This window comes from Geodermatophilus sp. SYSU D00663, assembly GCF_054050655.1.
Window position 1 is genome coordinate 11,909 of the sequence record NZ_JBJGZT010000003.1, and the last position, 26,174, is coordinate 38,082.

The window sequence follows — 26,174 nt, forward strand, 5'->3', positions numbered from 1 at the left end:
GGTGACGTAGGTTACGGCCCCGGAGCCGCCGGACGTCGAACCGCGGCCCGCGACGGACGACCCCTGGAGGCCACGTGTCCGCCCCTTCCCTCACCCGGCCGACGGCCTTCCGTCCCGCAGACCCGGACAAGGGCCTGCCGCCCAACGCGCTGGGCAAGGAGAAGGGGCACCTGGAGCAGGTCACGCTCTACGCGTTCGTCGTCGTGCCGTTCCTCGCGCTGGCGGCGGTCGTGCCGGCGGCATGGGGCTGGGGGCTGTCCTGGCTCGACGTCGGCCTGGCCGTCGGCTTCTACTTCCTCACCCTGCTCGGGGTGACCGTCGGCTACCACCGGTACTTCACGCACGGCTCGTTCAAGGCCCGCCGCCCGCTGCGGATCGCGCTGGCGGTCGTCGGCTGCATGGCCGTGCAGGGCCCGGTGGTGCAGTGGGTGGCCGACCACCGCCGCCACCACGCCTTCTCCGACCGCGAGGGCGACCCGCACTCGCCGTGGCGGTACGGCACCGACACCCGCGCGCTGCTCAAGGGCATGTGGCACGCCCACCTCGGCTGGCTGTTCGACCGGCGCCAGACCAACGCCGAGCGCTACGCCCCCGACCTGCTCAAGGACCGCGGCCTGCGGATCACCAGCCGGCTGTTCGTCCTCTGGGCGTTCCTCAGCCTGGCCGTGCCGACGGCGGTCGGCGGCCTGGTGACCGGCAGCTGGACCGGCGCCTGGACGGCGTTCTTCTGGGCCGGGCTGGTGCGCGTCGCGCTGCTGCACCACGTGACCTGGTCGATCAACTCGATCTGCCACGTGGTGGGCAGCCGGCCCTTCGCCTCCCGGGACCGCGCCACCAACTTCTGGCCGCTGGCGGTCCTGAGCGCGGGCGAGTCCTGGCACAACCTGCACCACGCCGACCCGACCTGCGCCCGGCACGGCGTGCTGCGCGGGCAGGTCGACATCAGCGCCCGGGTCATCTGGGTCTTCGAGAAGCTCGGGTGGGCGCACTCGGTCAAGTGGCCCGACCCGGTCCGGCTGGCGGCCAAGCGGCGGGTCCCGGCCGCCGGCGCCGTGTCGTCCTGACCGCCGGCGCGCCCCGGCGACGCGCGCGGATGGACCGCTCCCAGCGGCGCGAGCAGCTGGTGGCGGTCGGCCGGGAGGTGTTCGCGCAGCGCGGCTACGCGGCCACCTCGATCGAGGAGTTGGCCGCCCGCGCCGACGTGAGCAAGCCGGTCCTCTACGAGCACTTCGGCGGCAAGGAGCGGCTCTACGCCGCCGTCGTCGACCGGGAGATGGCGCGGGTGCTCGAGCGGTTCACCTCGGCCCTGGCCGCCGGCGGCAGCCCGCGGGCGCTGCTGGAGCGGGCGGCGCTGGCGCTGCTGGACTACGTCGAGGAGGACACCGACGGGTTCCGCGTGCTCTCCCGCGACTCCCCCGGTTCGTACTCGTCGCTGATCGGCGAGCTGGCCCGCCGGGTCGAGCACCCGCTCGGCGAGCAGTTCGGCGCGCGCGGCCACGACCCGCGGCTGGCCGAGCTCTACAGCCAGGCGCTGGTCGGGATGGTCGCGCAGGTGGGCCACTGGTGGCTGGAGACCCGCTCGCCGGGGAAGGCGGAGGTGGCCGCCCGGCTGGTGGACCTCGCCTACAACGGGCTCGCGCACCTGGACCCCGACCCGGCGCTGCGGCACCGGGACGGCTGAGGCTCAGCCGACCAGGCGGGCCCCCGGCACCGGCCCGTGCACCACGCGGACGGTGCGGAACAGGCCCTCCCCCGCCAGGACGGCGGCCAGCCGCACCGCCGCGTCCTCGTCGGGGGCCAGCGCGGCCACGGTCGGGCCCGACCCGCTGACCACCGCGGCGGCGGCGCCGGCGTCGACGGCCCCCCGCAGGGCGCGGCGCAGCGCCGGGCGCAGCGAGACGGCGGGCGCCTGCAGGTCGTTGGTCAGGGCCGCGGCGAGGGCGTCCACGGGGCCGCTGCGCAGGGCGGCCACCACCGGCTCGGGCGAGGGGAACGCGGCGCCGTCGGGCACCCGGCCCTGGGCGCGCAGCCGGTCGAGCTCGGCGTAGACGGCCGGCGTCGACAGCCCGCCCTCGGCGATGCCGAGCACCCAGTGCGACGGCCGCCGGGCCAGGACGGGGGTGAGCCGCTCGCCGCGGCCACTGCCGAGCGCGACCCCGCCGGCCAGCGAGAACGGCACGTCGCTGCCCAGCTGCGCGGCCAGCGCGGTGAGGTCACCGCGGGTGGCCCGGGTCCCCCACAGCGCGTCGAGGGCCACCAGCGCGGCCGCGGCGTCGGCGCTGCCGCCGGCGAGCCCCGCGGCGGCCGGGATGGCCTTGTCGACGGCGATGGCGGCGTCGGCGGCGACCCCGGCGTGCTCGGCGAGCAGCTCGGCGGCCCGCCACACGAGGTTGCGCCGGTCGGTGGGCACCGGGTCGGGGCCACCGGCGCCCTCGCCGGTCACCGTCACCGACAGCCCCTCGCCGGGGCGCACCGTCACCGTGTCCAGCAGGGAGACGGCGAGGTAGACCGTCTGCAGGTCGTGGAAGCCGTCCTCGCGCAGCGGGCCGACCGCCAGCGACACGTTGACCTTGGCGGGGGCGTGCGCGGCCACGGAGCCGTCGCCGCGGGTGTGCCCGGGGCCGCCCGGGGAGGACCAGCTCACGGAGCGGTCGCCGCCAGCCGGGCGAAGTCGGCCACCGACAGCTGCTCGCCGCGGGTCGCGGGGTCGATGCCCGCCGCCCGCAGCCGGGCCTCGGCGGCGGCCGGGCTGCCGGCCCAGCGGGCCAGCGCCGCGCGCAGGCCCTTGCGGCGCATCGCGAACGCGGCGTCGACGACGGCGAAGGTGGCGGCCCGGTCGCCGGGCGGCGGGTCGTGCCGGTCCAGCGCGACGAGCCCGGAGTCCACGTTGGGCTCGGGCCAGAAGACGCGGCGGCCGACGTTGCCGGCCCGCCGGGCGGTGCCGTACCAGGCCGCCTTCACCGACGGCACGCCGTAGGCGGCGCCGCCCGGCGGGGCCGCCAGCCGCTCGGCGACCTCCGCCTGGACGAGCACCAGCGCCCGGCGCAGGGAGGGCAGCAGCTCGAGCAGGTGCAGCAGGACGGGCACGGCCACGTTGTACGGGAGATTGGCCACCAGCGCCGTGGGAGGCGGCCCGGGCAGCTCGGTCACCCGCAGCGCGTCGGCCTCGACGACGGTCAGCCGGCCGGCGAGGTCGGGCCGGCGGGCGGCCACCGTGGCCGGCAGGAGGGCGGCCAGCCGCGGGTCGATCTCGACGGCGGTGACCGCGGCGGCGGCCGGCAGCAGCCCGAGGGTCAGCGAGCCCAGGCCCGGCCCGACCTCGAGGACGACGTCGTCGGGCCGCAGCTCGGCGGTGCGCACGATCCGGCGGATGGTGTTCGCGTCGTGCAGGAAGTTCTGCCCCAGCGTCTTGGTGGGGCGCAGGTCGAGCTGCTGGGCCAGCTCGCGGATCGCGGCCGGGCCCAGCAGCCCGTCGGCCTGCTCGTGAGGAGTGCTCAGCGGGGTGTTCTCCAGGGGTCAGAGGTGGCGACCGCAGTGCGGCCACGGCGAGGCGCCGCGGGCGGCGTAGAGCCGCTCCCCGATGTCGATCTGCTGCTCCCGGGTGGCCTGGTGCGGGTACTGGGCGTACTGGCCGCCGCCGTTGGACAGCCAGGTGCTCTGGTTGAACTGCAGGCCGCCGTAGTAGCCGTTGCCGGTGTTGATGGACCAGTTGCCGCCGGCCTCGCACCGCGCCAGCGCGTCCCAGTCCAGGCCGCTGGTGGAGGGCTCCGGGGCCGGGCGCTCCTTCGTGCCGACGCTGACCTGCTCGTCGACCGCCGGGCGGGTGACCGTGGTGTTCAGCTGCTCGCGGGCGGTCTCGACGCCGTCGGTGACGGTCACGCGGAAGGTGGTGGCCTGCTCCCCGTCGACGCCGGGCCGGGTGACGGTCTCGTCGCCCTCGAAGGCCTCCGGGTCGTCGGTGCGCACCGTCTGGTGCGGGATCGGGGCGGTGACCACCTGCTCGGTCACCTGCACACGGTAGACCTGCAGCCGCATGGCGTTGAGCAGCGGCTGGGTCGCGAACAGGCTGGTCCGGTCGTGCTCGCCGAGGGTCACGCCCTGCTCGGCGAGCAGGTCGCCGGCGGTGGCGGCGGTGGTGGTCACCACGCGGGTGGCGCCGTCGACGACGAGCGTGACGGCCTTCGGGGTGGTGATCGACAGCGCCATGCCGTCGAGCGGGAGCCGCTCGCTGCGGCTGGCCGACAGCACCATGTCCTCGGCGCGGTAGCCGAGCTGGTCGAGCGCCTCGTCCACCGACAGCGCGGTCACGTAGACCTCGCGGGTGACGCCGTCGACGGTGAGCTGCAGCGGACGGGCGCGGTTGACCACGACCGTGTCGCCGTCGGCCACCGCGGCCGCGGGGCGCGGGAGGACGACGTCGTGCGACTGCGTCCGCAGGCCCTCCTCCTCGAGGACCTCCCCGACGGTGTCGGCGTGGGTGCTGACCTCGCGGGCCTGCCCGTCGACGGTGAGCGTGAGCGACTTCTGCGCGGCGGACCAGGCCACGGAGCCGCCGACCAGCCCGAGCAGGACCAGGGCGAACAGGGCGAGCTTCAGCGTTCGGGGCACGACACTTCCACGGGGTCGAGGGACCGGGCAGGGGGTCGCACACCCGAGCGGCAGCCGACAGCACGGGGGCTCCCGGGACCGTCGGACGCCGTCCGGCGATCCCACCCCGGCTGTCAGTCACGACACGATAACGAGTGCGCCACGTCTAGCAACGGTGCGCAGGAAGTGAACCAGAGGGACGACACGTCGACATGCAGCCGCGCCGACACGAACCGTGAGGGACGCGCCGCGCGTGACAGCGGTGACGGATGCGGTGGGTGAGGTCAGCCGGTGACTGACGTCACGGTGTGACCGGTACCCCGGCCGGGCAGCGCAGCAGGCCTCAGCCGGCGAGCGCCCGCTCGTTCGCCCGCACCGGGCGCAGCCAGGTGAGCAGGAAGCCGGCGACGGCGAGGCCCGCGGCCAGGCTCGCGAACCCACCGGCGACCAGCGCGACCGGCAGCAGGTCGACGTTCTCGGTCACCCGGTCGCCGAGGTCGATGCCGGCGACCAGCAGCAGGGTGCCGAGGGGCAGCAGCGCGAGCACGCTCGTCGCCGCGCTGACCAGGTGCGCGGTCCAGGTGCGCAGCGCCTCGTCGACCGGCACGTCGGCGCCCTCGGCCGGCAGCGGGCGGACGAGGACCCGCAGCAGCGCCGTCTCGGCCAGCAGCCACGCCACGAGCGGGACCAGGAGCGCGACCCAGGCGACGGTGTCGGCGAGCTCGCCGCGCTGCCACATCAGGACGGTCACGAGGACCTCCGCGAGCACGACGGCGCGCGTGGTCCACAGCAGCCACGGCGAGACCTGCTCGCCGCGCCGCGGCCGGCGGGCGGGGTCGGACAGCCGCCAGCGCGGCCGCGGGCGGGTCGCCTCCGCGAGCAGCACGCCGGTGAGCAGGCCGACGACGAGAGCGGGCAGCCAGAGGAACACCGACGCCTCGGCGAACATCACGACGCTGGCGACGATCCCCACGACGCCGAGCAGCAACCCCAGCCGGCGGACGCGGCGGCCGTGCTGGGCCTGCCGCTGCAGCGTCGCCACGCCCCCGGGGGTGGGCGTGGCGAAGTCGATCGCCGCCGACGCGACGGCGCGGCGGCCGGCGGCCAGGGCCCACGCGCGGGCGAGCAGCACGCCGGGCACCAGGACGGCGATGAACAGCACGACGGCGATGAGGCGACCCACGCAGACCAGTGTGCAACGCCGACGGGGTCAGTCGCCCCGGCCGGTCTCCCAGGTCCCGAAGACCCGCTCGGCGTTCCGGGTCAGGGCGTCGCAGAGCTGCGCGACCTCCACGCCGGTGACCTCGGCCAGCGCCCGGACGGTGTGCGGCACCAGGCGCGAGGCGTTGGGCCGGCCACGGTGCGGCACCGGCGTGAGGAAGGGCGAGTCGGTCTCGACGAGCAGCTGGTCCAGCGGCGTGAGGGCGGCGGCCTCGCGGAGGTAGCCGGCGTTGCCGAAGGTGAGCGTCCCGGCGAAGGACAGCACGAAGCCGCGCTCGACGCACGCCGTCGCGAACGCGGCGTCGCCGGAGAAGCAGTGCATGACCACGTGCTCCGGCGCGCCCTCGTCGTCGACGACCCGCAGCACCTCCTCGTGCGCGTCGCGGTCGTGGACGACCAGCGCGACCCCGTGCTCCTTGGCGATCCGGACGTGCGCCCGGAAGGAGGCCTCCTGCGCCGCCCAGCCCTCGGGGCCGGTGCGGAAGCGGTCCAGCCCGGTCTCCCCCACCGCCCGCACCCGTGGCAGCGCCGCCAGGCGGTCGATCTCGGCCAGCGCGTCGTCGTCGGCGGCGCCCTCCCCGGCCTCGTTGGGGTGGACGGCGACGGCGGCCAGCACACCCGGGTGCCGGGCCGCCAGCTCCGCCGACCACCGCGAGGACGGCACGTCGACGCCGACCTGCACCAGCCGCGGGACCCCCACGGCGGCCGCGGCGGCGATCTCGGCGTCCACCGCGTCGTCGTCCGCGGGCTCGTCGGTGCGGAAGCCGTTCAGGACGATGTCGAGGTGGGTGTGGCTGTCGACCGCCGGGGCCGGCAGCGGGTCCGGGGACGGCGGCGGCTCGCCCCGCCGGTTGGCGCGGGACGCGGCGGAGCGACTCACTTCGTCCCGTCCTCCAGGCGCGCCAGCTCCTCGGCCACGATCGACTCGTCGAGCTTGCGGAACACCGGGGTGGGCGGGGACAGCGGCGTGCCCGACGGCAGCGGGCGGGAGGCCCACACCGCCTGCGCGTCGCCGTAGTCGCCGGTGATGACCGGGTACGGCGAGCCGTCGTCGAGGTCGGTGACCTCCTCGACGCGCGGCGCCGGCGACCACACGCCGGTGCCGCCGAGCAGCTCGTGCACCTTCTGCGCCGAGTGCGGGAGGAACGGCGTGAGCAGCGCGTTGCAGTCGCTGACCGCCTGCAGCGCGGTGTGCAGCACGGTGTCCCGGCGGGCCGGGTCCTCCTTGAGCTTCCACGGCGCCTGGTCGGACAGGTACTTGTTCGCCTCGCCGACCACCCGCATCGCCTCGGTGGCCGCCGCCTTCTGCCGGTTGCGGGCCAGCAGGTCGCCGATCGGCCCGAACGCCGACGACGTCGAGGCCAGCAGGGCGCGGTCGGCGTCGGTCAGCTCCCCCGGCGTCGGGACGGCGCCGACGTTCTTCGCCGCCATCGACACCGTCCGGTTGACCAGGTTGCCCCAGCCGGCGACCAGCTCGTCGTTGTTCCGCCGGAGGAACTCCGCCCAGGTGAAGTCGGTGTCCTGCGTCTCGGGGCCGGCGACGGCGACGAAGTAGCGCAGCGCGTCGGCGTCGTAGCGGGCGAGGAAGTCGCGGACGTAGATGACCACCTGCCGCGACGAGGAGAACTTGCGGCCCTCCATGGTCAGGAACTCGCTGGAGACCACCTCGGTGGGCAGCGCCAGCCGGCCCAGCGAGCCGGGGCTGCCGCCCCTGTCACCCTCGCCGTTGTAGCCCTGCAGCTGCGCGGGCCAGATCTCGGCGTGGAAGACGATGTTGTCCTTGCCCATGAAGTAATAGGCGTCGGCGTCGGGCGACTGCCACCACTGGCGCCAGGCGTCGGGGTCCCCGGACCGGCGGGCCCACTCGATGGACGCCGACAGGTAGCCGACGACGGCGTCGAACCAGACGTAGATGCGCTTGTCGGGCCGGTCGCGCCAGCCGTCGAGCGGGATCGGCACGCCCCAGTCGATGTCGCGGGTGTAGCTGCGCGGCTTGAGGTCCTCGAGCAGGTTCTTGGCGAAGTTGAGCACGTTGGGCCGCCAGCCCCGGCGGCTGTCGAGCCAGTCGCCGAGGGACCGGGTGAAGGCGGGCAGGTCGAGGAAGTAGTGCTCGCTCTCGACGAAGCGCGGCGTCTCGCCGTTGATCCGGCTGACCGGGTTGATCAGGTCGGTGGGGTCGAGCTGGTTGCCGCAGTTGTCGCACTGGTCGCCGCGGGCGCCGTCGTAGCCGCAGATCGGGCAGGTGCCCTCGATGTAGCGGTCGGGCAGCGTGCGGCCGGTGGACGGGCTGATCGCGCCGAGCGTCGTCTGCGGGAAGACGTACCCATTCTTGAGCAGGCCGAGGAAGATCTCCTGGCTGACCCGGGCGTGGTTGACCGTGGTGGTGCGGGTGAACAGGTCGTAGGACAGGCCGAGGGCCTGCAGGTCGCCCACGATCAGCCGGTTGTTCCGGTCGGCGATCTCGCGTGGGCTCACCCCCTCCGCGTCGGCGGCGACGGTGATCGGCGTGCCGTGCTCGTCGGTGCCGCCGACCATGAGGACGCGGTCCCCGGCCATGCGGTGGTAGCGGCTGAAGACGTCGGAGGGGACGCCGAAGCCGGAGACGTGGCCGATGTGCCGCGGGCCGTTGGCGTAGGGCCAGGCCACGGCGGTCAGGATGTGCCGATCACTCACGACACCGAGCGTAGTGAGCGGCAGCCACCCGCCCGGTCAGTGACCGGCGACGGTGCTCGCGGGCGGGAGCTCGCCGGCGACGGGCGTGCTCAGCGCGACGACGCCGAGGGCGACGCCGATCACCGCGACGGTGGCCACGCGCAGCCGCGGGTGGCGCGCCGGGGCGGCCAGGCGGGTGCGCGGCGGGACCGCGGCGGCCCAGGCGAGGGTGGCCGGCGCCGAGGTGAGCAGCAGCTTGCCGACCGGCACCGCCAGCGCGAGCAGCGCGACGGCCGGCAGCGGCAGCGTCGTCGGCAGGTCGCCGACCAGCGGGGTGACCAGGCTGACGGCGAACAGGGCCGCCACGCCCACGATCTCCGCGCAGGCCAGGCCGTTCGCGAGACGCCGTCCGCCCTCGAGGGCCGCCAGGCCGCTGCCCGCGCACAGCACGATCCAGCCGGCCAGCCCGCCGAGCACCGCGACGACGACCGGCGCCGGCGGCCGCGACGCGGCGGCGAACAGCCCGTCGAGCCCGGTCAGCCCGGCCGCGAGCAGCGCCGCGGCCTCCAGCCCGCAGACGGCGGCCAGCGCGAGCACGGCCGCCGGCCACCGCCGGGGCGCGGACGGTGCGGGTGCGGGGAGGGGTGCGTCGAGGACGCTGGTCGCCACGGGTCTGCTCCTGGCCGGGGACGTCGGTCACCGGTCAGGTCGTCCCGCGCGGGCCGGCGCAGGAGGGACGGCGGAGCTCTCCTCACCCCCCGGGGTGAGCGTCAGAGGCGCTTGCCGGTCCCCGCCCGTGCCGAGCCGGTGGCGAAGCGGCTGCGCTGCCGTCCGTAGACGAAGTACATGACGACGCCGACGGCCATCCACACGAGGAACCGCAGCCAGGTCTCGGTGGGCAGGTTGGCCATGAGCCACAGGCTGGCCAGCGCCGAGACGATCGGCAGCAGCGGCACCAGGGGCACGCGGAACGAGCGGGGCAGCTCCGGGCGGGTGCGCCGCAGGATCCACACGCCGATGGAGACGAGGAAGAAGGCGAACAGGGTCCCGATGTTCACCAGCTCGGCCAGCTCGGAGAGCGGCACCAGCCCGGCCAGGACGGCGACGACGATCCCGGTGCCGACGGTGATCTTGTAGGGCGTGCCGTACCGCGGGTGCACGGTCCCGATCGACCGCGGCAGCAGCGCGTCGCGGCTCATCGCGAACAGCACCCGCGACTGGCCGAGCATCAGGATCATCACCACGGACGTCAGCCCGGCGAGCGCACCCAGCGAGATGATGCTGGAGAAGAAGGTGAGCCCGTTCGCGGCGAACGCCCCGGCGAGCGGCGCGCTCTCGCTGAGCTCGGTGTAGTTCTGCATGCCGACGACCACCAGCGACACGGCGACGTAGAGCAGCGTGCAGATGGCCAGCGAGCCGATGATGCCGCGGGGCAGGTCGCGCGCCGGGTTGCGGGTCTCCTCGGCGGCGGTGGCCACGATGTCGAAGCCGATGAAGGCGAAGAACACGATGGCCGCGCCGGCCAGGACGCCGCCCCAGCCGAAGGTGCCCTGGCTGAAGCCGGTGAGCACCGAGATCAGCGGGGTGTCCAGCCAGCTCTCGCCGCCGTCGGCCGCGTTCTCGGCGGGCGGCACGAACGGCGAGTAGTTGTCGGCGACGAGGTAGAACGCGCCGACCACGATCACCAGCAGGACGACGGCCAGCTTGATGGCCACGATCACCGCGGTGACCCGCGAGGACAGCTTGATGCCGAGCACCAGGACGGCGGTCATCGCCAGCACGATCACGATCGCCGGGACGTTGAACGACGCCGTCTCCCCCGCGATCGACGTCGGGAGCGCCAGGCCGACGTCGTCCAGGAGCTGGTTGAGGTACCCCGACCACCCCACGGCCACCGTGGCCGCTCCCAGCGCCAGCTCGAGGACGAGGTCCCAGCCGATGATCCAGGCGACGAACTCGCCGAAGGTCGCGTAGGAGAAGGTGTACGCCGAGCCGGCCACCGGGACGGTGGAGGCGAACTCGGCGTAGCAGAGCGCGGCCAGCCCGCAGACGACGCCCGCGACGACGAAGGAGACCGCCACCGCGGGTCCGGCCTGGTTGCGCGCGACCACACCGGTGAGCACGAAGATACCCGTGCCGATGATCACCCCGACGCCGAAGACCGCCAGGTCCAGGCCGGAGAGGTTCTTCTTGAGCCGGTGTTCGGGTTCGTCGGTGTCGCGGATGGACTCCTCGACGGACTTGACCCGGCGCGAGTCTGCGGCCACGGCGTCCTCCTCGGGTGGTACCGGCGGCGGCCCCACGGGCAGCGTGGCACGAGGGCCGCGAGCCCGCACGCCTACGCTTCTGTCGCCCCGTCGCGGCGGCGGGACGGGAGGAGGCCCACCGGTGACCGACCAGCGGGAGGACGCCCCTCCCGGGCCGTTCGTGCCGACCACGCGGCCGCGGCCGGCCGGGGCGCCGCGGCCGGTGACGACGCGGTCGGCGGGCGTCGACGCGATCGTCGACTGCGCCGTCTACGTGCAGGGACGCCGGGAGCCGCCGGTGGACCCGATGGTGGCGCTGGAGGCCGCCGTCGAGCGGGGCGGCTTCGTCTGGCTCGGGCTGTTCGAGCCGACCGAGGCGGAGCTCGGCGCGATCGCCGAGCGCTACGGGCTGCACCCGCTCGCCGTCGAGGACGCCGTCTACGCCCACCAGCGGCCCAAGCTGGAGCGCTACGACGACGACCTGTTCATGGTGCTCAAGACGGCGCGCTACGTGGAGCACGAGCAGCTGACCGCGACCAGCGAGGTGGTCGACACCGGCGAGGTCATGGTGTTCGTCGGCCCGCGCCACGTGATCACCGTGCGGCACGGCGACCACAACGACCTGACCGAGCTGCGGCAGCGGCTGGAGGAGCAGCGCGACCTGCTGTGCCTGGGCCCGTCGGCGGTGCTGTACGCGGTGGCCGACCACGTCGTCGACACCTTCGTCGACGTCGCCGAGCAGGTGCAGGACGACGTCGACGAGCTGGAGGCGTCGGTGTTCAGCCCCGAGCGCACCGACGACATCGGCCGGCTGTACCAGCTCAAGCGCGAGCTCATGTCGCTGCGGCGGGCGGTCGGGCCGCTGGAGGTGCCGCTGCACAAGCTGGCCGAGCGGCAGGTCGAGTCGGTCCCGCAGCCGATGCGGTCCTACTTCCGCGACGTCCTCGACCACGCGATCCGGGTGCGCGACCAGGTGGCCGGGCTCGACGAGCTGCTGTCGTCGATCCTGCAGGCCTCGCTCGCGCGGACGTCGATGGCCGACAACGAGGACATGCGGAAGATCTCGGCGTGGGCGGCCATCGTGGCGGTCCCGACCGCGATCGCCGGGATCTACGGGATGAACTTCGAGCACATGCCGGAGCTGCACTGGCGCTGGGGCTACGCGATGGTCTGGCTGGTCATCCTCGTGACCTGCTCCCTGCTCTACCGCGGCTTCAAGCGCAACGGCTGGCTCTAGCGCTCCTGGTCGCGCCGGGTGCACACGGCGCGGGAACGACCGCGCCGGGAGCGCGTCGTGTGCACGTCCTGCTCATCGCCGCAGCGCCGCCCGGATCGTCGCGAGCAGCCGGACGGGATCCCGCAGGTCGGCCGCGGTCACGAAGACGACGGTCCACCCCGCTGCCTGCAGGGCGTTGAGCCGCCGCCGGTCGCGGGCGAACCGGCCGGGCTCGGCGTGCCACGCGCCGTCGTACTCGACCGCGACCCGCGGTGCCGGCCAGGCGAGGTGCCTGGGCGCCTCAGGACCCGCGGTGTGTGCACACGGCGCGGGTCAGCCCGTCAGGGCTTGGCGGCGACGACGGCGTCGTAGACGGTGCGGCGGGGCAGGCCGGTGCGGGTGACGACGGCGCGGATGGCGTCCTTGCGGGTGGCGCCCGCGGCCTCCTCCCCCGCCACCAGCGCGGCCAGCTCGGCGGGCGACAGCGACACCGGCTCCGGCGTGGCTCCCGCGACGACGAGGGTGATCTCCCCGCGCACGCCGTCGGCGGCCCACTCCGCCAGCGCGGACAGCGGCCCGCGCCGGACCTCCTCGTGCGTCTTGGTCAGCTCCCGGCACACCGCGGCCGGCCGGGAGTCGCCGAACGCGGCCGCGCAGTCGGTCAGCGCCTCGGCCAGCCGGTGCGGCGACTCGAAGAAGACCATCGTGCGGCGCTCGTCGGCCAGCGAGGCCAGGCGCGACCGCCGCTCCCCCGCCTTCCGCGGCAGGAACCCCTCGAAGCAGAACCGGTCGACCGGCAACCCCGACACGGCCAGCGCCGTCGTCACCGCGGACGGCCCGGGCACCGAGGTGACCTCCACGCCGGCGTCGATCGCGGCCCGCACCAGCGTGTACCCGGGGTCGGAGACCGAGGGCATGCCGGCGTCGGTGAGCAGCAGGACGGTCGCGCCGTCGGCGAGCGCCGCCATGAGCCCGGGCAGCCGCTGGCGCTCCACCGACTCGTGGAAGGTGACCACCCGGCCGGTGAGCGTGACCTCGAGGTCGGTGGCCAGCCGGTGCAGCCGGCGGGTGTCCTCGACGGCGAGCACGTCGGCCTCGGCCATGACCCGCCGCAGCCGCGGGCCGACGTCGCCGGGCTGGCCGAGGGGCGCACCACCGAGCACGAGCCGTCCGGTCACGACGACGAGCCTGTCACGCCGGGGCGCACCGCCGTCCCACATACCCTGAGGCGCATGGCGGTCCTGGCTCCCGAGCGCACGGGCGCCGGGGACCCGCCGGACGACGTCCCCGCCCGTCCCGCGCGCCGCTGGCCGGCACCCCGGCCGCGGGTGGACCGCGTCCCGCCGCTGCCCGGCGACCGGCTGCTGTCGTGGGTCCTGGCCGCGGTGCTCGGCGTCGCGACGCTGGTCAGCCGGCTGGTCGGCATCAGCTACCCCGACACGCTGCTGTTCGACGAGGCCTACTACCCGCCCGAGGCGCACGACCTGCTGGTCTGGGGCCACGAGTACAACCGCGGCTACACGTTCATCGTCCACCCGCCGCTGGGCAAGTGGCTGATCGCCGCCGGCGAGCAGGTGTTCGGCTACACGAGCCTGGGCTGGCGGTTCCCCTCGGCGGTGGCAGGCGCGCTCGCCGTCGTCCTGCTCACCCGGCTGGCCCGGCGGCTGACCGGCTCCACGCTGCTCGGCCTGGTCGCCGGGCTGCTGCTGGCGCTGGACGGCTTCGCGTTCACCGTCTCCCGCATCGGCCTGCTCGACGTCTTCCTGCAGGTGCTCGTGCTGGCCGCGGTCGCCTGCCTGGTGGTCGACCGCGAGCGTGTGCGCGCCCGGGTCGCCGGTTCGCGGCCGGTCCCGGCCACCGGGTTCCGCCTCGGTCCGCGAGGCTGGCGGATCGCGGCCGGGTTCCTCTTCGGCTGCGCCTGCTCGGTGAAGTGGAGCGGCATCTGGTTCCTGGCGTTCTGCGCCGTGCTGTCGCTGTGGTGGGACCGGCAGGCGTGGCGGGAGGCCGGGGTCCCGAGGCCGACGGCGACGGCGCTGCGCCGCGGCCTGCCCGGCGCGACCTGGGCGCTGGCCGCCGTCCCGGTGCTCACCTACGTCGCGAGCTTCGCCGGGTGGTTCCTCGGCGAGACGGCGCAGGGGCGCTGGTGGGCGCAGCGCAACCCGGAGACTGCGTTCCCGTGGATCCCCGACGTGCTGCGCTCCTGGTGGCACATGCACGCCGAGTGGTGGACCTTCCACAACGGCCTGTCCACGCCGCACCCGTGGGAGTCGGGCCCCTGGACCTGGCTGGTGAACGGCCGGCCGATCCTGCTGTGGAACCCGCAGGGCCTCACCGACGCCGCGGGCGACCAGGTGGTCCGCTACATCCTCATGGTCGGGACGCCGACGCTGTGGCTGGCGTTCGCGCCAGCGCTGGCCTGGACGCTCTGGCGGGTCGTCGCCCGCCGCGACCCGGCCGCGCTGCTGGTCGCCGTCACGGTCGCCGCCGGCTGGGGCACCTGGTTCCTCAACCCCGAGCGCACGATGTTCGTCTTCTACATGGCGCCGGTGCTGCCGTTCTTCGTGCTGGCCGTGACCCTGGTGCTGCAGGACGTCCTCGGCCGCCCGGGCGCTCCGGAGTGGCGGCGCAGCGCCGGTCTGGCCGCGGTCAGCGGCTACGTCGCCGTGGTGGCCGGCACCTTCGTCTTCTTCTACCCGGTGCTCACCGGGCGCCCGCTGTCGCACGCCGACTGGCTGCTGCGGATGTGGTTCCCGTCGTGGTTCTGAGGTGCCCGCACCGCGACAGATAGTTGGGGCGTACAACTGAATGCGTGAGCGCCCCGACCCTCGACGACCGGCTCGCCGACGTCGTCCTGCGGCTCGGCGTCCTCACCGACCCCGACGACGGCCTGTCCCGCACCGCCGCGGCGGCGCTGTCGCGCCTCGAGCGCCGGGGCCCCACCCGGGTCACCGAGCCCGCCGCCGCCGAGGGCGTCACCCAGCCCTCGATGAGCGCCCTCGCCGCGCGCCCGGCCGCGCAGGGCCTGGTGCGCCGCGGCGGTGACCCCGCCGACGCACGGGTCGTCCTGCTCGGCCTCACCGCCGAGGGTGCCCACCGCCTGGCGCAGCGCCGTGCCCGGCGGGCCCGTCGCGTGGACGCCGCCCTGGCCGCCCTCTCCCCCGACGAGGTCCGCCGCGTCGCCGACGCGCTGCCGGCCCTCGACCGTCTCGCCGGAGCACTGCGCCGGCACGAACCCACCCCGGAGGTGACCCGGTGAGCTCCGCCGCCGGATCCAGCACCTGGAGGCAGCCGAAGGCGGTCTACGCCGTCGCCTCCGCCTGCGTCGTGAGCTTCATGGGCATCGGCCTGGTCGACCCGATCCTGCCGGCGCTGTCCGAGCAGCTCGACGCGACGCCGAGCCAGGTCAGCCTGCTGTTCACCAGCTACCTGGTGGTGACCGCGGTGGCCATGCTCGGCACCGGCTGGGTGTCCAGCCGGATCGGCGCCAAGAGGACGCTGATCACCGGCCTCGCGATCATCGTGGTCTTCGCGGCCCTGGCCGGGCTGTCGGACTCCATCGACGGGATCGTCGGCTTCCGCGCCGGCTGGGGCCTGGGCAACGCCCTGTTCATCGCCACCTCGCTGGCGGTCATCGTCGCCTCGGCCACCGGCGGCTTCGCCGGCGCGATCGTGCTCTACGAGGCGGCGCTCGGCCTCGGCATCGCGGCCGGCCCGCTCGTCGGCGGGCTGCTCGGGAACGTGAGCTGGCGCGGTCCGTTCTTCGGCGTCGCCGTCCTCATGGCGGTCGCCCTGCTGGCCACCGTCGTGCTGCTCGACGAGACGCCGGGGCCCGCGCGGCGGACCCCGCTGTCCGCGCCGCTCAGGGCGCTGCGGCACCGCAGCCTGCTGACCATGAGCCTCACCGCGGTGCTCTACAACTGGGGCTTCTTCACGATGCTGGGCTACGCGCCCTACCCGATGGAGCTCGGCGCCATCGACCTGGGCTGGGTGTTCTTCGCCTGGGGCTCGCTCGTCGCGCTGTTCTCCGTGGTGGCCGCCCCCAGGCTGCAGGCCCGCTTCGGGACCGCCCCCTCGCTCTACGGCGCGCTGGGCTCCTTCGCCGTCCTGCTCCTGCTCATCGACCTGTTCACCGACGTCCGCTGGGCGCTGATCACCTGCGTGATCGCCTCGGGCGCGGTCGTCGGCATCAACAACACACTGACCACCCAGGCGGTCATGCTCGTGGCGCCCTTGGAGCGGCCGGTCGCCTCGGCCGCCTACGGCTTCGTGCGGTTCATCGGCGGCGGGCTCGCCCCCTTCGTCGCCGGCGAGATGGTCGACGCCTGGGACATCCACGTGCCGTTCCTCGTCGGCGCGGGTGCCGTGGCCCTCGGCGTCGGCGTCCTGGCCACCGGCCACCGGATGCTGGCCGCCGCCGACGCCGGCCCGGTCGGGGACGCGCACGGCCCGGTCGACGACGTCGCCGGCGAGCTGGCCGACGAGTTCGGCGGCGCCCCGGCCGCGGTCGAACGCGAGGTCACCGCGGAGCGGGCCCGCGCCTGAGCGCCCCGGCGTCCGTGCGCGTTGACACGTGCAGGTAGATGCCTGCACGATCGGCGGCGTGCAGCCCGGAGGCGAGGACGCCGTCTTCAAGGCGCTGGCCGACCGCACCCGGCGACTCCTGCTGGACCGCCTGCGGGAGCGTGACGGGCAGACGCTCGGCGAGCTGTGCGCGGGCACCGGCATGGCGCGCCAGTCGGCCACGCAGCACCTCGACGTCCTCGTCTCCGCGGGGCTGGTCACCGCCGTCCGCCGCGGCCGGGAGCGGCTGCACTTCCTCAACCCGGTCCCGATCGCCGAGATCGAGCGGCGGTGGATCGCGGCTTTCGACCGGCCGCGCCTGCAGGCGCTGTCCGCCATCCGCACCGCAGCAGAGGAGCACGCCATGAGCGAGCGGGTCCCCACCTACGTCTACGTCACGTACGTCCGCGCCTCGGCCGCGCAGGTCTGGCGCGCCTTGACCGACGCCGACCTCACGGCCCGCTTCTGGGGCCACGCGAACGTCTCGGACTGGCAGCCCGGCTCGCGCTGGGAGCACCGGCGCACCGACGGATCGGGGATCGCCGACGCCGGCGGCCGGGTGCTCGAGACCGATCCCCCGCGGCGCCTGGTGATGACCTTCGGGGAGGCCGACGGGGTGGAGCCGCCGGGCGGGGACTCGGTCGTGACGTTCCTCGTCGAGGAGCACGGCGGCATCGTCCGGCTGACGGTGACGCACGAGAACCTCGCCGGGGAGACCGAGCTGGGCCAGGTCTCCCAGGGCTGGCCGGCCGTGTGCGCCAACCTCAAGTCGCTGCTGGAGACCGGCGAGGTGCTGCCCGAGGCGCCGTGGGAGATGGCGCCGACGCCCGCCTGACCGTCGTCCGGGTCCCGGAACGGCGGACGCCGCCGGGGCGGGTGCCCCGACGGCGTCGGCGGTGGTGCGGTCTGGGTGGAGCTGAGGGGATTTGAACCCCTGACCCCCTCGATGCGAACGAGGTGCGCTACCGGACTGCGCTACAGCCCCTGACTGCGGGCCCAAGACTACCGCCCGCGACCCCGGGCGCCACCAGCGGGGTGGCACCCGGGGGGTCGGCGCCTCAGCCGTTGACCACGCGCGGCTGGTACAGGTCGATGTCGGCGAAGCCGATGTCGTCGTCGTCCAGGCCGACGACGGCGCTGTCCTGCCAGCCGGCCGGCACCGGGCGGGCGGCCACCACGCGGGCCGGGCGCAGCGGGTGCACCGGCGCGAGCGGCAGGCTCGGGTGCGGCAGGCCGACCGTCGGGTGCAGCGGCTCGTCGGCCAGCACCGGCTCGGCGACCAGCGGCTCGACCACCCGGGGCGCCGGCTTCGGCGCGGGCCGGGGGGCCGGCCGCGCGGCCGAGCGGGCGGCGGTGCGCGCGGCCCGGCGGGCGGCGGCCCGCTCCCGGCGCACGGTGGCGCGCAGCACCACGAGGTAGCCGACCAGCGCGACGTCGAGCACCCCCTGGGCCACCCACAGCCACGGGGTGAGGGTCAGCGCGCCGACCAGCGCCAGCAGCGTCAGCGCCAGCAGCCCGGCCAGCGTGCGCCGCCGCACGGCGTGCACGTCGATCCGCAGCTCGCCGGTCTGCCGCAGCAGGTCGCGGTCCACCGCGACCCGCTCGGTCTCCGCCGAGCGGACCGGGTCACCCACGCGCCGGCGCTGCAGCGTCCGGCCCCGGGTGACCTCCGCGCGCGTCGCCGAGGAGTCGCCGCGGGTCACCACCATCGGCACCAGCACGACGAACCACAGCACGACCAGCGCGGCGAGAAGCACGCCTGACCCCATCGAGAACACCACCCGTCACACGAGTCACTTGCCGCGGCAGGTTATGCACGCGAATCCCCAGCTAGAGGGAGGTTCCTGGGCGTGTCGCGCGAGTGGTCGTGTGACGGAAGGGATTCGCCAAGCGGCGCGTCGATTCGTAGTCGACTGCTCACGAAGCGTGAATGGAATGTCGACGCGTCAGCGAGGTGAGCGAGAGGCCCAGAGCCCGAGCACGCCCTGCGGCACGTCCTCGACCAGCAGCGCGTACGCGAGGTGGTCGCGCCAGTCGCCGTCGATGTCGAGGTACCGGCGCAGCAGCCCCTCCCGGCGGAACCCCAGCCGCTCGACCAGCCGCTGGCTCGGCCCGTTCTCCGGGCGGATGTCGGCCTGCAGCCGGTGCAGCCCGCCGGGGCCGAACGCGTGGTCGCAGACCAGCGCCACGGCGAGCGAGGCCATGCCCCGCCCGGCCACCTCCCGGTCGATCCAGTAGCCCAGCGACCCCGACCGCAGCGCGCCGCGCACGACGTTGTCCACCGTGACCTGCCCGGCCAGCCGCCCGTCCACCCGGACGGCGAACGGCATCGCCGCCCCGGCCCGGGCGCGGTGGGCGACCGAGCGGCGCATCGCGCGGTAGGCCGCCGGGGTGTGCCGCACCGACCAGGCCACCCCCGCCGAGGGCTCCCAGGGCCGCAGCCAGGACTCGTTGGCCAGCCGCAGCCGGCTCCACTCGGCGGCGTCGCCGCGGCGGAGCGGGTGGAGCTCGACCGGGCCGTGGACGAGGCGGGCGGGCCAGCCCGGGTGCTGCGCCGGGTCCAGCTCAGCCGCCCAGCAGCAGCGGCATGACCGTCACGAGCCCGCCCTCGGCGACCTCGGTGACGTCCTCGTCGACGACGACGAGGCAGTTGGCCCGCGCCATCCGGGCGAGCATCGCCTCGTCGCCGTCGCCGAGCGGCTCGACGACGTAGCCGCCGTCGGGGTGGCGCATGACCTGGCCGTGCAGGTACTGCCGGTAGCCCAGCGGCGAGACCAGCCGCTCGGCCGAGATCGCCTGCACGGTGCGGCGGAACAGCTGCCGCTTGCCCAGCATCGAGCGGATCGCCGGGCGCACGAAGACCTCGAAGGACACCAGCGCGGCCACCGGCTCGCCGGGCACGCAGATGACCGGGACCTCGTCCCGGCCCAGCCGGCCGAAGCCCTGCACCGGTCCCGGGTGCATCGTCACCTGACGGAAGCGCATCGGGCCCAGCTCCGCGAGGACCTCCTGCACCAGGTCGCCCTCGGCGGCGAAGGTGCCGGCGATGAGCACCAGGTCGCTGCGCAGCAGCTGGCTCTCGAGCACCTCGGTCAGCCGGCGCCGGTCGGTGGGCAGGATCCCCCAGCGGTAGGCGGCCGCCCCGGCGTCGCGGGCGGCCGCGGCCAGGGCGTAGGTGTTGACGTCGACCACCTGACCGGGCGTGGGCTGGGCGGTGATGTCGACCAGCTCGCTGCCGGCGGACAGGACGGCGACCCGCGGCCGGGGCCGGACCTGCACCCGGTCGCGCCCGACGGCGGCGAGCAGGCTGATCTGCGCCGGGCCGATCGGTGTGCCGGTGCGGACGGCGACGGTGCCGGGCGAGACGTCGTCGCCGGCCCGCCGGACGTAGCTGCCGGCCTCGGGCGCGCCGTGCACCTGCACCCGGACCAGCCCGCCGTCGGTCCACACGGCCGGGACGACGACGTCGGCACCGGTGGGCAGCATCGCGCCGGCGCCCACCTTCTGCGCCAGCCCCGGCGCGAGCGCGGTCGGGCCCGCGGCGCCGGCGACGGTCTCCCCCACCACGGCCAGCTCCACCGGCACGTCCGGGGTGGCCGCGGCGACGTCCTCGGCCCGGACGGCGTAGCCGTCGAGCGCGGCCTGGTCGAAGGCGGGCAGCGCGCGGGCGCTGACCACCTCCTCGGCGCAGAGCAGGCCCTGGGCGTCGAGGACGGCCAGCTCGATCGGCTCCGGCTGCGGCACCGCGGCGAGGATCTCGTCCAGGTGCGTCTCGACGGTGCGCTGCGCCGGCGTCTCGGGCTCGGCGGCCGCCGGCGGGGCCGGGAGCGCCGCGTCGGGGCCGATCGCGGCGGTGGTGTGCACCGGCAACCGCGAGGACGTCGGCGGGTCGAGGGTGGCCCCGCTGCGGAGGTCCAGCGCCGTGGTGTCCCGCGCCCCGGGCGTGCCGTTCTCGCTCATCGCTGTGATCGTCCCCCCTGCGGGGAGCGGGTCAGGCCTGCGACGCGCCCTCGGCGGGCAGGTCGGCGACGAACTCGGTCAGCCAGGAGCGCAGCGCGGGACCGAGGTCCTCGCGCTCGGCGGCCAGCCGGATGACCGCCTTGAGGTAGTCGAGCTTGTCGCCGGTGTCGTAGCGGCGGCCGTCGAAGACCACGCCGTGCAGCGGCTCGCCGCGCTCGACCAGCGTGGCCAGCGCGTCGGTCAGCTGGATCTCCCCGCCGCGGCCGGGCGCGGTCTCGCGCAGCACCTCGAACACCTCGGGGGCGAGCACGTAGCGGCCGATGATCGCCAGGCTGCTCGGCGCCTCGTCGACCGGCGGCTTCTCCACCAGGCCGGTCACCGTCACCACGCCGTCGGACGAGCCCGGCTCGACCGCGACCGCGCCGTACTTGTCGATGTTCTCCCGGCCGACGTCGAGCAGGGCGATCACCGAGCCGCCGTGCTCGGCCTGGACGGCGAGCATCTGCTCGAGCAGGTGGTCGCGGGCGTCGATCAGGTCGTCGCCGAGCAGGACGGCGAAGGGCTCGTCGCCGACGAAGGCGGCCGCCTGGAGCACCGCGTGGCCCAGCCCGCGCGCCTCGCCCTGCCGGACGAAGTGCACCTGGGCGACCTCGGTGGACTCGTGGACGGCGGCCAGCCGGTCGGCGTCGCCCTTCTTCTCCAGCGCGGTCTCGAGCTCGGGGGTGCGGTCGAAGAAGTCCTCGATCGCCGCCTTGTTGCGGCCGGTGACCATGAGCACCTCGGCGAGGCCGGCCCGGGCGGCCTCCTCGACGATGTACTGCAGCGCCGGCCGGTCAACGACGGGCAGCAGCTCCTTGGGCACCGCCTTGGTGGCGGGGAGGAACCTGGTCCCCATCCCCGCGACGGGGATGACGGCCTTGCGCGCCGGACGCGGCGTCGGGGTCGACATGGGGTGGGAGCCTATCCAGCCGGCCGCGGCCCGGTCCCCCGCCTCTAACCTTCGCGGGTGACCTCCGCGCAGGACGGCGACGCGACCAAGGCCGCGCTGCGCGAGGCGGTCGCCGCCCGCCGCCGGGCCCGTCCCGCCGCCGAGCGCGCCGCCGCGGCCGCCGCGGTCGCCGCGGCGCTCCTCCAGCGCCTGGCCGGGGTCCGGCTGCTGGCCGCCTTCGTGCCCGACGAGACCGAGCCCGGCCACGGGCGGCTGCCCGCGGTGTTCACCCAGCTCGGGACCCGGGTGCTCCTGCCGGTGGTCCCGGACAGCGGCGCCGAGCTGCGCTGGGCGGTCGACACCGGCCGGCTGGCGCCGGGCCGCTTCGGGCTGCTGGAGCCGGTGGGCCCGCGGCTGGGGCCGACGGCGCTGGGGACGGCGGAGGTGGTCGTCGTCCCGGCCCTGGCGGTGGACCGCACCGGCGTGCGGCTGGGCCGGGGCGGCGGCTACTACGACCGCGCGCTGCAGCACGCCCGCCCCGGCGCGGTCGTCGCGGCGCTGGTCTTCGACGACGAGCTGGTCGACCGGCTGCCGGCCCTGGAGCACGACCGCCCGGTGACCGCCGTCGTCACCCCCTCCGGCGGCTGGCAGGAGATACCGGCCGGTAGGTGACACGGTGGGTCGACCCGTCAGCGCCGACGTCGAGGAGCTCCCCGTGTCCCCGGAGATCGTCACGATCCTGGCGCTGGTCGCCATCTTCGCGATCGCCACGTTCCTGCCCATCAACATGGGGGCGCTGGCGTTCGTCGCGGCCTTCCTCGTGGGCACGCTGTCGGTCGGGCTGACCACCGACGACATCCTCGCCGGCTTCCCGGCCGAGCTCGTCGTCACGCTGATCGGCGTCACCTACCTGTTCGCGATCGCGCAGAACAACGGCACGGTCGACCTGCTGGTGCGCGGGGCCGTTCGGCTGGTCGGCGGCTACGTGGCGGCGATCCCGTGGATCATGTTCGCCGTCACCGCGCTGCTCACCGCGATCGGCGCGCTCTCCCCCGCCGCGGTGGCGATCGTCGCGCCGATCGCGCTGGGGTTCGCCTCGCGCTACGACATCAACCCGCTGCTCATGGGGATGATGGTCGTCCACGGCGCGCAGGGCGGCGGCTTCTCGCCGATCAGCGTCTACGGCGTCACCGTCAACGAGATCGTCGACGCCGAGGGGCTGCCCTCCAGCCCCGGCGCGGTCTTCCTGGGCAGCCTGTTCTTCAACCTCGCGATCGGCGTGGTGCTCTTCCTCGTGTTCGGCGGGCGCCGGCTGCTCGGCCGCCGGGTGGGTACGGCGGTGCCCACGCACGCCGAGCGCGCCGAGGAGCCGGTGGCCAGCGGGCACGGCGCTCCCCCCGGCCCCGCCGTCGGCCCCGACACCACCGGCGGCGGCGACGGCACCGGCGAGGGTCCGGACGACGGCGCGACCGCACCGCAGCCGGTCACCTTCGACCAGGTGCTCACGCTGGTCGGACTGGTGACCGTCGCCGTCCTCGCGCTGGTGTTCGACCTCGACATCGGCTTCGTGTCGATCACCGTGGCCACCGTGCTCGCGCTGTTCGCCGCCGCCCGGCACAAGGGCGCGGTCAGCCAGATCAGCTGGTCGACGGTGCTGCTGATCGCCGGCGTGCTCACCTTCGTGTTCGTGCTGCAGGAGGCCGGCACGATCGACTACGTCGGCGAGGCCGTCATCGGCCTCGGGATCCCGCTGCTGATCGCGCTGCTGCTCTGCTACATCGGAGGGGTGGTGTCGGCGTTCGCGTCGTCGACCGCGATCATCGGCGTCGCCATCGCACTGGCGGTGCCGTTCCTGCAGTCGGGGGACATCGGCGCCGTCGGGGTCGTGGTGGCGTTGTCCGTGTCGTCGACGATCGTCGACGTCAGCCCGTTCTCGACCAACGGCGCGCTGGTCCTGGCCAACGCGCAGGGGGTGGACCGGGACCGCTTCTACAAGCAGATGCTGGCCTACGCCGGGATCGTCGTGGCCGCCGGGCCGTTCCTCGCCTGGCTGGTCTTCGTGGTCCCCGGCTGGCTCTAGACCCCGACGGGAGAGGGCTCGTGACCGGACCACTGGACGGCGTGCTCGTCGTCGACCTGACGCGCGCGCTGGCCGGGCCGCACGCCGCGATGATGCTCGGCGACCTCGGCGCCCGGGTGATCAAGGTGGAGAGCCCCGGCGGCGGGGACGACACCCGCGGGTGGGGGCCGCCGTTCGTGCAGCCCGAGGCCGGCGACCGGGAGTCGACGTACTTCCTGTCGGCCAACCGCAACAAGGAGTCGGTGACCCTCGACCTGAAGGACGAGGGCGACAAGGAGCTGCTGCGCGAGCTCGTCCGCCGGGCCGACGTGCTGATGGAGAACTTCCGCCCCGGCACGCTCGAGCGCCTCGGCTTCGGCACCGCCGTGCTCGCCGAGCTCAACCCGCGGCTGGTCACCCTGTCGATCTCGGGCTTCGGCCACGACGGCCCCGAGGGCGGCCGCGCCGGCTACGACCAGATCGCGCAGGGCGAGGCCGGGCTGATGTCGCTGACCGGCCCCGGCCCGGACGACCCGCAGCGCGTCGGCGTCCCGATCGGCGACCTGCTGGCCGGCATGTACGGCGCCTACGGCGTGCTCGCCGCGCTGCACGAGCGGGAGCGGACCGGCCGCGGCCAGGTGGTGCGCACGTCGCTGCTGGCCGCCGTCGTCGGCGTGCACGCCTTCCAGGGGACGGCGTGGACGGTGGGCGGGCAGGTCGGCCGCGCGCAGGGCAACCACCACCCCTCGATCGCCCCGTACGGCCTGTTCCACTGCAAGGGCGGCAGCGTGCAGCTGTCCTGCGGGTCGGAGTCGCTGTGGCGGCGGCTGTGCGCCGAGTTCGACCTGGACCCCGAGGCGCCGGGCCTGGCCACCAACGGCGAGCGGGTGGGCAACCGGCAGCAGGTCATCGAGCTGCTCGAGCGCGCCTTCGCCGACGTCGACGCCGAGACGCTGCTGGCCCGGCTGGCCGCCGCCGGCGTCCCGGCGGGCAAGGTGCGCACGATCGACGAGGTCTACGGCTGGGAGCAGACCCTCTCGCAGGGCCTGCTGGTCGACGTCGAGCACGCCACCCTCGGCCGGCTGCAGCTGCCCGGCCCGCCGCTGCGCTTCTTCGCCGCGGGTCCCGACGGCGAGACCGAGACCACCCGCCGCGACCACGCCGCTCCCCCGGTGCTCGGCGGGTCGGACGAGGCGGTCCGCGCCTGGCTGGCGCAGTGACGCGGAGGCTGGACGCCCGCTCCCTGCGCGACCTGGTCCTCGACCCCGGCTCCTGGACGAGCTGGGACGCGCCGATCGGCCCCCGCGACGTCGACCCGCAGTACGCCGCCGAGCTGCGCGCCGCGGCCGAGCGCAGCCGCCAGGACGAGGCCGTCGTCACCGGCGAGGGCCGGCTGCGCGGCCGGCGGGTGGCCGTCCTCGCCGGGGAGTTCGCCTTCCTCGCCGGCTCGATCGGGGTGGCCACGGCCGAGCGGCTGGTCGCCGGGATCGAGCGGGCCACCGAGGAGGGCCTGCCGCTGCTGGCCGCGCCGGTGTCCGGCGGCACCCGGATGCAGGAGGGCACGGTCGCGTTCCTGCAGATGGTCGGCATCACCGCGGCGATCGCCCGGCACAAGGCCGCGGGCCTGCCCTACCTGGTCTACCTGCGCGACCCCACCTTCGGCGGGGTGCTCGCCTCGTGGGGGTCGCTCGGGCACGTGACCATCGCCGAGCCCGGCGCGGCGGTCGGCTTCCTCGGCCCGCGGGTGTACGAGGCGCTCTACGGCGAGCCGTTCCCGTCGGGCGTGCAGACCGCCGACCACCTCGCCCGGCGCGGGCTCATCGACGCCGTCGTGCCGCACGAGGACGTCGCCGACCTCGCCGACCGGGCGCTGTCCGTGCTGTCGGCCCGGCGCACCTGGCACGCCGACGTCCGCGACGCCGAGCGCCCGACACCGGAGGACGGCACCGAGGACGACGACCCGGAGGACGGCCGCAGCGCGTGGGACGTCGTCACCGCGTCCCGGCGGCCCGACCGGCCGGGCGTGCGGCGGCTGCTGCGGACGGCGGCCACCGACGTCGTCGGGCTCTCGGGCACCGGTGCCGGCGAGAAGGACCCCGGCCTGCTGCTGGCGCTGGCCCGCTTCGGCGGCGCGCCGTGCGTCGTCCTCGGGCAGGACCGGCGCGGGCAGTCGCTGTCGGCGCCGCTGGGCCCGGCGGCGCTGCGCGAGGCCCGGCGCGGCATGCGGCTGGCCGCCGAGCTGCACCTGCCGCTGGTGACGCTCATCGACACGCCGGGCGCGGCGCTGTCGGTGGAGGCCGAGGAGGGCGGGCTGGCCGCGGAGATCGCCCGCTGCCTCGAGGACCTGGTGACGCTCAAGGCCCCGACGCTCGCGGTGCTACTCGGCCAGGGCACCGGCGGCGGCGCGCTGGCGCTGGTGCCCGCCGACCGGGTGCTCGCCGCGGCCAACGGCTGGCTGGGCCCGCTGCCGCCGGAGGGCGCCGCGGCGATCGTGCACCGCACCGTCGACCGGGCGCCGGAGATGGCCGCCGCCCAGGGCGTGCGGGCGACCGACCTGTGGCGCGCCGGGATCGTCGACCGCGTGGTGCCCGAGCGGCCCGACGCCGCCGACGAGCCGGTCGAGTTCTGCCGCCGGCTGGGGCGGGTGCTCGGCGAGGAGCTGGCCGGGCTGCTCGGCCGCGACGACGCCGAGCGGCACCGCAGCCGCCTGCACCGCTACCGCCGGCTGGGCCGATAGGCCGCGGT

At 75.3% G+C, this 26,174-nt stretch carries 24 protein-coding genes, 1 tRNA gene and 1 pseudogene; 11 read left to right on the top strand and 15 right to left on the bottom strand.

Features of this window, described 5'->3' with window-relative positions:
* Nucleotides 1-74 precede the first annotated feature (74 nt).
* Entirely contained in the window at nt 75-1,064 is a 990-nt protein-coding gene (locus tag ACI79Z_RS02900; protein ID WP_387987925.1) for an acyl-CoA desaturase, read from the top strand.
* A gap of 29 nt (nt 1,065-1,093) precedes the next feature.
* Nucleotides 1,094-1,681 (top strand): TetR family transcriptional regulator, encoded by a 588-nt coding sequence (locus ACI79Z_RS02905; protein ID WP_387987926.1) that lies wholly within the window; start codon nt 1,094-1,096, stop codon nt 1,679-1,681.
* 3 nt (nt 1,682-1,684) lie between these two features.
* Here the strand turns inward: ACI79Z_RS02905 and ACI79Z_RS02910 are convergent, their stop codons facing one another.
* The 8 genes from ACI79Z_RS02910 to ACI79Z_RS02945 form a co-directional block, all read right to left on the bottom strand.
* The gene (locus tag ACI79Z_RS02910) at nt 1,685-2,644 is read right to left on the bottom strand and encodes a 4-(cytidine 5'-diphospho)-2-C-methyl-D-erythritol kinase (protein ID WP_387987927.1); all 960 of its coding nucleotides are present in this window, start codon (nt 2,642-2,644) and stop codon (nt 1,685-1,687) included.
* Entirely contained in the window at nt 2,641-3,360 is a 720-nt protein-coding gene (gene rsmA, locus ACI79Z_RS02915) for a 16S rRNA (adenine(1518)-N(6)/adenine(1519)-N(6))-dimethyltransferase RsmA (RefSeq protein ID WP_456901646.1), read from the bottom strand. Before rsmA ends, ACI79Z_RS02910 begins: the two co-directional genes overlap by 4 nt.
* A 156-nt stretch (nt 3,361-3,516) precedes the next feature.
* A complete protein-coding gene (locus ACI79Z_RS02920; protein ID WP_456901647.1) occupies nt 3,517-4,608 on the bottom strand; it encodes a transglycosylase family protein in 1,092 nt (363 codons plus the stop codon).
* 322 nt (nt 4,609-4,930) lie between these two features.
* Nucleotides 4,931-5,770 carry a hypothetical protein gene (locus ACI79Z_RS02925; RefSeq protein ID WP_456901648.1) on the bottom strand — a complete coding sequence of 280 codons (840 nt, stop codon included), beginning with the start codon at nt 5,768-5,770 and terminating at the stop codon, nt 4,931-4,933.
* Between the two features lie 27 nt (nt 5,771-5,797).
* Nucleotides 5,798-6,688, bottom strand: a complete 891-nt coding sequence (locus ACI79Z_RS02930) for a TatD family hydrolase (protein ID WP_456901649.1) — start codon at nt 6,686-6,688, stop codon at nt 5,798-5,800.
* Entirely contained in the window at nt 6,685-8,481 is a 1,797-nt protein-coding gene (gene metG / locus ACI79Z_RS02935) for a methionine--tRNA ligase (RefSeq protein ID WP_456901650.1), read from the bottom strand. Before metG ends, ACI79Z_RS02930 begins: the two co-directional genes overlap by 4 nt.
* A gap of 36 nt (nt 8,482-8,517) precedes the next feature.
* Entirely contained in the window at nt 8,518-9,129 is a 612-nt protein-coding gene (locus ACI79Z_RS02940) for a hypothetical protein (RefSeq protein ID WP_456901651.1), read from the bottom strand.
* A 101-nt stretch (nt 9,130-9,230) separates the two neighbouring features.
* Nucleotides 9,231-10,727 carry an amino acid permease gene (locus ACI79Z_RS02945; protein WP_456901652.1) on the bottom strand — a complete coding sequence of 499 codons (1,497 nt, stop codon included), beginning with the start codon at nt 10,725-10,727 and terminating at the stop codon, nt 9,231-9,233.
* 121 nt (nt 10,728-10,848) lie between these two features.
* Between ACI79Z_RS02945 and corA the strand changes: the two genes are divergently transcribed.
* Entirely contained in the window at nt 10,849-11,943 is a 1,095-nt protein-coding gene (gene corA / locus ACI79Z_RS02950; protein WP_387987935.1) for a magnesium/cobalt transporter CorA, read from the top strand.
* Between the two features lie 72 nt (nt 11,944-12,015).
* Here corA and ACI79Z_RS02955 read toward each other — a convergent pair.
* Together ACI79Z_RS02955 and rsmI are read right to left on the bottom strand one after the other, a co-directional pair.
* Nucleotides 12,016-12,183: pseudogene (locus ACI79Z_RS02955) on the bottom strand (endonuclease domain-containing protein); the annotation flags it as partial.
* A gap of 80 nt (nt 12,184-12,263) precedes the next feature.
* On the bottom strand, nt 12,264-13,100 hold the full coding sequence (gene rsmI, locus ACI79Z_RS02960) for a 16S rRNA (cytidine(1402)-2'-O)-methyltransferase (RefSeq protein WP_387987936.1): 837 nt from the start codon (nt 13,098-13,100) through the stop codon (nt 12,264-12,266).
* Nucleotides 13,101-13,154: 54 nt separating this feature from the next.
* Between rsmI and ACI79Z_RS02965 the strand changes: the two genes are divergently transcribed.
* Genes ACI79Z_RS02965 through ACI79Z_RS02980 form a run of 4 tightly spaced genes read left to right on the top strand, consistent with a single transcriptional unit; the run spans nt 13,155 to nt 17,317 of the window.
* Nucleotides 13,155-14,687: a dolichyl-phosphate-mannose--protein mannosyltransferase gene (locus tag ACI79Z_RS02965; protein ID WP_387987937.1), complete on the top strand. Its 1,533-nt coding sequence runs from the start codon at nt 13,155-13,157 to the stop codon at nt 14,685-14,687.
* A gap of 44 nt (nt 14,688-14,731) precedes the next feature.
* Nucleotides 14,732-15,178, top strand: coding sequence for a MarR family winged helix-turn-helix transcriptional regulator (locus ACI79Z_RS02970; protein ID WP_387987938.1), 447 nt, complete (start codon nt 14,732-14,734; stop codon nt 15,176-15,178).
* The gene (locus ACI79Z_RS02975; RefSeq protein ID WP_456901653.1) at nt 15,175-16,464 is read left to right on the top strand and encodes an MFS transporter; all 1,290 of its coding nucleotides are present in this window, start codon (nt 15,175-15,177) and stop codon (nt 16,462-16,464) included. The genes ACI79Z_RS02970 and ACI79Z_RS02975 overlap by 4 nt, the downstream gene beginning before the upstream one ends.
* 58 nt (nt 16,465-16,522) lie before the next feature.
* A complete protein-coding gene (locus ACI79Z_RS02980; protein WP_387987940.1) occupies nt 16,523-17,317 on the top strand; it encodes an ArsR/SmtB family transcription factor in 795 nt (264 codons plus the stop codon).
* Between the two features lie 76 nt (nt 17,318-17,393).
* Here the strand turns inward: ACI79Z_RS02980 and ACI79Z_RS02985 are convergent.
* The 5 genes from ACI79Z_RS02985 to galU form a co-directional block, all read right to left on the bottom strand.
* Nucleotides 17,394-17,467, bottom strand: a tRNA-Ala gene (locus ACI79Z_RS02985).
* A 73-nt stretch (nt 17,468-17,540) separates the two neighbouring features.
* Nucleotides 17,541-18,239 carry a divisome protein SepX/GlpR gene (gene sepX / locus ACI79Z_RS02990; protein WP_387987941.1) on the bottom strand — a complete coding sequence of 233 codons (699 nt, stop codon included), beginning with the start codon at nt 18,237-18,239 and terminating at the stop codon, nt 17,541-17,543.
* A 189-nt stretch (nt 18,240-18,428) separates the two neighbouring features.
* Complete coding sequence (locus ACI79Z_RS02995) at nt 18,429-19,046, bottom strand: GNAT family N-acetyltransferase (RefSeq protein WP_387988041.1); 618 nt, start codon at nt 19,044-19,046, stop codon at nt 18,429-18,431.
* Between the two features lies 1 nt (nt 19,047).
* Complete coding sequence (glp, locus tag ACI79Z_RS03000) at nt 19,048-20,442, bottom strand: molybdotransferase-like divisome protein Glp (RefSeq protein WP_456901654.1); 1,395 nt, start codon at nt 20,440-20,442, stop codon at nt 19,048-19,050.
* Nucleotides 20,443-20,473: 31 nt separating this feature from the next.
* A complete protein-coding gene (galU, locus tag ACI79Z_RS03005; protein ID WP_387987943.1) occupies nt 20,474-21,391 on the bottom strand; it encodes a UTP--glucose-1-phosphate uridylyltransferase GalU in 918 nt (305 codons plus the stop codon).
* Nucleotides 21,392-21,448: 57 nt separating this feature from the next.
* Between galU and ACI79Z_RS03010 the strand changes: the two genes are divergently transcribed.
* From ACI79Z_RS03010 to ACI79Z_RS03025, 4 genes are read left to right on the top strand one after another with little or no spacing between them, the layout of a single operon-like run.
* Nucleotides 21,449-22,042 (top strand): 5-formyltetrahydrofolate cyclo-ligase, encoded by a 594-nt coding sequence (locus ACI79Z_RS03010; RefSeq protein WP_456901655.1) that lies wholly within the window; start codon nt 21,449-21,451, stop codon nt 22,040-22,042.
* 4 nt (nt 22,043-22,046) lie between these two features.
* Nucleotides 22,047-23,450: an SLC13 family permease gene (locus ACI79Z_RS03015; RefSeq protein WP_456901656.1), complete on the top strand. Its 1,404-nt coding sequence runs from the start codon at nt 22,047-22,049 to the stop codon at nt 23,448-23,450.
* Between the two features lie 20 nt (nt 23,451-23,470).
* The gene (locus ACI79Z_RS03020; protein WP_456901657.1) at nt 23,471-24,649 is read left to right on the top strand and encodes a CaiB/BaiF CoA transferase family protein; all 1,179 of its coding nucleotides are present in this window, start codon (nt 23,471-23,473) and stop codon (nt 24,647-24,649) included.
* Nucleotides 24,646-26,166, top strand: a complete 1,521-nt coding sequence (locus ACI79Z_RS03025; RefSeq protein ID WP_387987947.1) for a carboxyl transferase domain-containing protein — start codon at nt 24,646-24,648, stop codon at nt 26,164-26,166. The genes ACI79Z_RS03020 and ACI79Z_RS03025 overlap by 4 nt, the downstream gene beginning before the upstream one ends.
* Nucleotides 26,167-26,174: the final 8 nt, after the last annotated feature.

Bases quoted from the DNA above. Each gene is read 5' to 3' on its own strand.
- ACI79Z_RS02905 (WP_387987926.1), top strand. From the start codon at position 1,094: ATGGACCGCTCCCAGCGGCGCGAGCAGCTGGTGGCGGTCGGCCGGGAG.
- ACI79Z_RS02965 (WP_387987937.1), top strand. From the start codon at position 13,155: ATGGCGGTCCTGGCTCCCGAGCGCACGGGCGCCGGGGACCCGCCGGAC.
- glp (WP_456901654.1), bottom strand. From the start codon at position 20,442: ATGAGCGAGAACGGCACGCCCGGGGCGCGGGACACCACGGCGCTGGAC.
- galU (WP_387987943.1), bottom strand. From the start codon at position 21,391: ATGTCGACCCCGACGCCGCGTCCGGCGCGCAAGGCCGTCATCCCCGTC.